Below are 5977 nucleotides of genomic sequence, written 5' to 3' on the forward strand. Positions count from 1 at the left end.
GTGTTCGGCGCCGGCTTCCCGCAGATCCTCGACGAGTACGTCCTGCGCGACTTTGCCGTCTATTTCGGATTGGTTCTTTCCACCTTCGTCCTGCTGACCCTGGTGTTCACCTTCTTCGAACTTCTGGGCGACATCATCCGCAACCGCGTTCCGCTGGTGACCGTGGGAGCGTATCTGCTGAACTTCCTGCCCTCGGTGATCTATGTGATGACGCCGCTCAGCGTGCTCATCGCGGTGCTGGTGACCTTCGGGCTGATGGAGAAGGCCAACGAGATCACGGCCATGAAGGCCACCGGCATCAGCCTGTACCGCATCATCATGCCGGTGCTGGCGGTGGGACTGGTGCTGGCGGTCGGGCTGTTCTTCTTCGAGCGCGAAGTCCTGCCTGGCGCCAACAAGCGCCAGGACGCGCTGTGGAGCGCCATGAAGGGCAAGCCGCCCCAGACCTATCTGCGCGCCGACCGCAAGTGGATCTTCGGCCAGCAGTCCAGCATCTTCTACTACGAATTCTTCGACCCCGACCACAACTCGTTCGGCCGCTTGGCGGTCTTCCAGTTCGATCCCCAGACCCTGAGCATCACCCGCCGCATCTATGCCACCCGCGTTCATTGGGAGGAGAGTTTCCAGGGCTGGATCTTCGAACAGGGGTGGGAGCGCTCCTTCCGCGGGCCGGCCATCGAGCGCTATGAGAAGTTCGACGTCCGCACCTTCCCCGACATCACGGAGCCGCCTTCCTACTTCAAGAAGGAAGTGAAGCAATCCTCGGAGATGAACTACGAGGAGCTCAGCGGCTACATTGACGACCTCAAACAGAGCGGCTTCGACGTGGTCCGGCTGCGGGTGCAGCTCCACAAGAAGCTGGCCTACCCGCTCATCACCTTCGTGATGGCGGTGCTGGCCATTCCCTTCTCGCTCTCCGCCGGGCGTCGCGGCGCCATCGCCGGCGTAGCCATGGCCATCGGCATCGGCGTGGTCTACTGGGTGGCCTCGGGCCTCTTCGAGAACCTCGGCAATGTCGGCGCCCTGCCCGCCGCCCTCGCCGCGTGGTCTCCCGACCTGCTCTTCGCCCTCATTGGGGGATACCTCATCTTCCGGCTGCCCACATAAGCGGCTGGGCCAGGTGACGGATACCCCAGGCCCCCCTACCCCCTCCCCCTGGTCTGTTCAAACGAAGGACTTAGGGGCGAGAATCTGTCGAGATCTGTGGGGGATATGTCAGATCCCGGTTGGGGGTCTGTGCGGACTCTTCACAGGTCTACGATACATTATCTCCAAGATAACTACATACGCACAAGTATATCTTAATAGGGAGGCTTTGTCAAGTATTTTTGGGGGAGGGACAAACTCGACAAGGTCAGGTCCGCCCATCCTTTCGAAAACCGCGAAAGGATGGGCCACCCTCAGGATTCAGTACGCCCTGAACAGGTGAGCCACCCGCCCAGTGCTAGACAATGCACGCTAGGCCGTATTACAAGTGTATGAATGCGAATCGGGAATTTTGAGATCCACCGCTGGCGGGGCGTTCCTTCCGACTTTGACGCTCGGGTCGCCGCCACCTTTAAGGCAGTCAAACCGTACACAATGACAAGCCCGGAGCGTGTCTGGGGACTCTGCCACGCAACCGAATACATTGTAAAAAACAGGATTAAGGGAGACGTGGTGGAATGCGGTGTCTGGAGAGGTGGAAGCATGATGGCTGCCGCCCGCACTCTCCTGGAGCTGGGAGACACATCCCGCCATCTCTATTTATTCGACACATTCCAGGGGATGACTGACGTGTCGGCTGAGGACGGCGAACGGGCCGCACGGTGGATGCGGCGGCGCGAGCGCAAGAAATTCGTCGTCGGTCTCGAAGAAGTACGTCACAATCTAAACCTGACTGGCTATCCCGCTGATCGCATTCATCTTATTCCCGGCCCTGTTGAAAACACGCTCCCGGACTCCGCGCCGCCGCATATTTGTCTCTTGCGCCTGGATACCGATTGGTACGAGTCCACCGTGCATGAGCTTGTACACCTCTTTCCACGACTTCAACAAAGCGGGGTACTGATTGTCGACGATTATGGATACTGGGAAGGAGCTCGCAAAGCCACGAACGAGTACTTTGCCGATAAGTCGATTCTTTTGCATCGCATGGACTACACGGGCAGAATCGCAGTGAAATGCTAGTTATGGCGAGTTGACCCCCGAACTGAGGGGGTATTCCGATTCTGCTAAGTGGGGGGGCTGGCCCACCCCTTCCCGCTCATAACCTCATCTCGGGGTTGCCCCACCCTTCCGCCCGGTCTTGGCGGAGGGTGGGGTTTCTCTCAACCCACGCAACGGTCAGCGTGGTCCCCATGAGTCCCCAGGGCATAAAGGGTTAAGGATACTACTGATTGCTGGAAGGGAAATCCCCACCCCTTCGGTTTCGCTCAGGGCAGGCTCTGTCGCTCCAAAAGCGGAGGCGACAAGGGTGGGGCAACCCCGTCCCCTGCGCGCGCTGGTAGAATCTTCCTGACCACCCATGTTTCCCAGCCTGCGACCTCTCGGGCCTTATCTGTGGAGATACCGGGCCCGCCTGTTCTGGGGCCTGCTCACCGTCTTCCTCAACAACGGCATCTGGATCCTCTTTCCCCAGGTGCTGCGCTATGCCATTGACGACCTGCATCTGGGCGTGACCCGGCCTAAGCTGCTCACTTATTCCCTGCTGCTGGTAGCCATCGCGCTGACCAAGGGCGTCTTCCAGTTCCTGACGCGCTGGATCATGATCGGCATCTCGCGCGAGATCGAGTTTGACCTGCGCAACGACCTCTTCCGCCACCTGGAAGGCCTCTCCTACTCCTACTACCAGCGCACGCGGACGGGCGACATCATGGCCCGCGCCACCAACGACCTGAACGCGGTGCGCATGCTGCTGGGCCCGGCCATCATGTACACGGCCAACACCCTGGTGTTCACCGCCGGGGCGCTAGTGTTCATGTACGCCCTCAGTCCCCGCATGACGCTCTACGCCTTTGCGCCACTGCCGCTGGTGAGCATCGTGGTGCAGTACTTCGGGCGGCGCATCCATGAGCGCTTCGAGCGCATCCAGGCTATGTTCTCCGAAATCTCCGCCCGGGCGCAGGAGAACTTCTCCGGCACGCGCGTGATCCGCGCCTACGTCCAGGAGGAAGCCGAGATCGCGGCCTTCGAGGGCGCCAACCGCGAATACATCGCGCGCAGCCTGAAGCTGGTGCGCCTGATGGGCATGCTGTGGCCCACGCTCGAGACCATGCTGGGCCTGGCTATCGTGCTGGTGCTGTGGCTGGGCGGGCGCGAGGTCATCCTCGGCCGCCTGACCGTGGGCGAGTTCGTGGCTTTCAACACCTACATGGTGCAGCTGACCTGGCCGGTGATCGCGCTGGGCTGGGTCATCAACATCTTCCAGCGCGGCAACGCCTCCATGGGAAGGATCAACGAGATCCTGAACGAGAAGCCTACGATTGGCGACCAGGGTGTGCCCACTCCGCCCCCAGCGGCGGCCATCCAAGGCGAGTTGGAGTTCCGCAACCTCAGCTTCCGCTACAACGGCGTCCCGGTGCTCGAGGACGTCAGCCTGCGCATCCCCGCCGGCACCAGCCTGGCCATCGTGGGCCCGACGGGCTCGGGAAAATCCACGCTGGTGAACCTGATCCCGCGCATCTACGACGCCGAGCCCGGCCAGATCCTGCTCGACGGGCGTCCCCTGCGCGAGTATCCGCTGGAGACGCTGCGCCGCAACATCGGATTCGTCCCCCAAGAGACGTTCCTGTTCAGCGAGAGCGTGCGCGAGAACATCGCCTTCGGCACCGAGCAAGCATCGGACGAAGAGGTCCGCAGCGCAGCCGCGGGCGCCAGCATCGCGCCCGACATCGAAGAATTTCCCGAGAAGTACGCCACGCTGGTGGGCGAGCGCGGCATCACGCTCTCCGGAGGCCAGAAGCAGCGCACCGCCATCGCCCGCGCCCTCATCCGCAATCCCCGCATCCTGGTGCTCGACGACGCGCTTTCGAGCGTGGATACCTACACGGAGGAGAAGATCCTCCACCACCTGCGGGAGATCATGCAGGGATGCACCACCATCTTCATCTCGCACCGGGTCTCGACCGTGCGTGACGCTGACCAGATCGCGGTGCTGCACAGCGGCCGCATCGTCGAACTGGGGCGCCACGACGAGCTGCTGGCCCGCAACGGCTACTACACCGACCTCTATCAGAAGCAGTTGCTGGAGGAAGAGCTGGAGACGGTCTAGGCTATCGCTTCAGGTTTCGCCGCTGCGGGTCGCGCCCGCCTCGGGTTGCGTCGCGTTGGGTTGTAATGACGAATGACAAACGACAAATGAAACGAGTGGTCACGCCCGAGCTGCTGGACGACGACGCTGGCAGCCCCGCCGAAGTCTCCAGCTCCCTCGCTGACCTGCAACGCATCAACCGCTGGTTCGGCGGAGTCCGCGTGCTCTCGCGGCTGGTGGAGCGGGTGGCGGCGCGATCCGGCCGGCGCGAGCTGACCCTGCTGGACGTCGCCGGAGCCACCGGCGATGTCCCAGCGCTGGCGCGGGAGCAGCTCCAGAAACAGGGCATCCGGCTGGAAGTGACCGTCCTGGACCGCGCCACCTCGCACCTGGAGCCAGGGAATCGCAGCGTCGTCGGCAACGCTCTGGCGCTTCCCTTCCGCGACGCGAGCTTCGACCTGGTCTCCTCTTCCCTCTTTGTTCATCACCTGGAGCCGCCGGAGGTGCGCCAGTTCGTCAATGAGGCGCTGCGCGTGAGCCGCCTGGCGGTACTCATCAACGACCTTCGCCGGCACCCGGTCCACCTGGGGCTGGTGTATGCGGGGCTGCCGCTCTACCGCAGCCGCCTTACCCGGCACGACGCCCCGGCGTCCATCCGCCGCGCCTACACGCCCGCGGAAATGCGCGGCCTGCTTGGCCAGACCGCCGCCGCACAGGTGGACTTCCGCACCTACTACCTCTACCGCATGGGCATCATCGCCTGGCGAAATGGAGCGGCGGCGTGACAATCGGGAGCCGTGCGAACGGCGCATACGACCTTCTGGTGGCGGGAGGAGGCCCGGCGGGGACGTCGGCGGCCATCACCGCCGCCCGCCTAGGCGCGCGCGTTCTGCTGCTCGAGCGCGGCCGCTTCCCGCGCCACAAGGTCTGCGGCGAGTTTGTTTCTCCGGAGGCACTGGGCCTGCTGCGATCCCTGGTGCGGGATGACGGATCTGGGCAAGCCATGCTGGAAACGGCGCCGGACATCCGCGAGGCACGCGTATTTGCCACTGAGCAATGCCTCCAGTTTCCACTCCCCGCTGCGGCAGCCAGCATCTCCCGCTTTGACCTGGATGCCGCTCTCTGGCAGGCGGCGGAGGCTGCGGGCGTCGACGCGCGCCAGGCGGTGGCAGTGCACGACATCGAGGAGGGCACAACCTTCTCCGTGGCCACGTCGGAAGGGACCTTTACCGCGAAGAGCGTGGTGGACGCCAGCGGCCGCTGGTCGAACCTGAGTTCCGCCGCCGAACTTCGGCCGGACCCCTCCCGGCACTGGCAATGGTTGGGCATCAAGGCCCATTTCAACGAGGAAAGCGCTTCGCGTTCCGCGGATCTGTACTTCTTCGACGGCGGCTACTGCGGCGTGCAGCCTGCACGCCACGGGCGAGTCAACGCCTGCGCCATGGTCCGCTCGGACCGGGCGCGCTCGCTGCCGGAGGTCTTCTCGCTCCATCCGCGACTGCAGCAGCGGAGCCGGGACTGGCAGCAGGCCACGGAAGCGGTGGTCACCGCTCCTTTGGTCTTCCGGGCGCCGCGCAGCTTGAGGTCGGGAGTGCTGTTGGCCGGCGACTCCGCCGGATTCCTCGATCCCTTCGCCGGCGACGGCATTTCCGCCGCGCTGCACAGCGGAGCACTGGCTGCAGAGGCGCTGGCGGATTTCTGGCGGGAACGGATGAGCTTGAAGCAGGCGGGGCGGCGCTATCAGAA

At 63.7% G+C, this 5977-nt stretch carries 5 protein-coding genes; all 5 read left to right on the forward strand.

What is annotated here, in order from left to right; genetic code table 11:
* The coding region (gene lptG / locus VGQ94_09360) for an LPS export ABC transporter permease LptG (protein HEV2022726.1) at positions 1 to 1107 on the forward strand (1107 nt) is incomplete at its 5' end.
* Positions 1108 to 1482: 375 nt separating this feature from the next.
* Positions 1483 to 2169: a TylF/MycF/NovP-related O-methyltransferase gene (locus VGQ94_09365; GenBank protein ID HEV2022727.1), complete on the forward strand. Its 687-nt coding sequence runs from the start codon at positions 1483 to 1485 to the stop codon at positions 2167 to 2169.
* 337 nt (positions 2170 to 2506) lie between these two features.
* On the forward strand, positions 2507 to 4252 hold the full coding sequence (locus VGQ94_09370; protein ID HEV2022728.1) for an ABC transporter ATP-binding protein: 1746 nt from the start codon (positions 2507 to 2509) through the stop codon (positions 4250 to 4252).
* An 86-nt stretch (positions 4253 to 4338) separates the two neighbouring features.
* Positions 4339 to 5016, forward strand: a complete 678-nt coding sequence (locus tag VGQ94_09375; GenBank protein HEV2022729.1) for a methyltransferase domain-containing protein — start codon at positions 4339 to 4341, stop codon at positions 5014 to 5016.
* A gap of 38 nt (positions 5017 to 5054) precedes the next feature.
* Positions 5055 to 5977: FAD-dependent oxidoreductase (locus tag VGQ94_09380; protein HEV2022730.1), on the forward strand; the 923-nt coding region annotated here is incomplete at its 3' end.

The sequence above is a fragment of the Terriglobales bacterium genome (assembly GCA_035937135.1).
Taxonomy (GTDB): domain Bacteria; phylum Acidobacteriota; class Terriglobia; order Terriglobales; family Acidobacteriaceae; genus DASYVL01.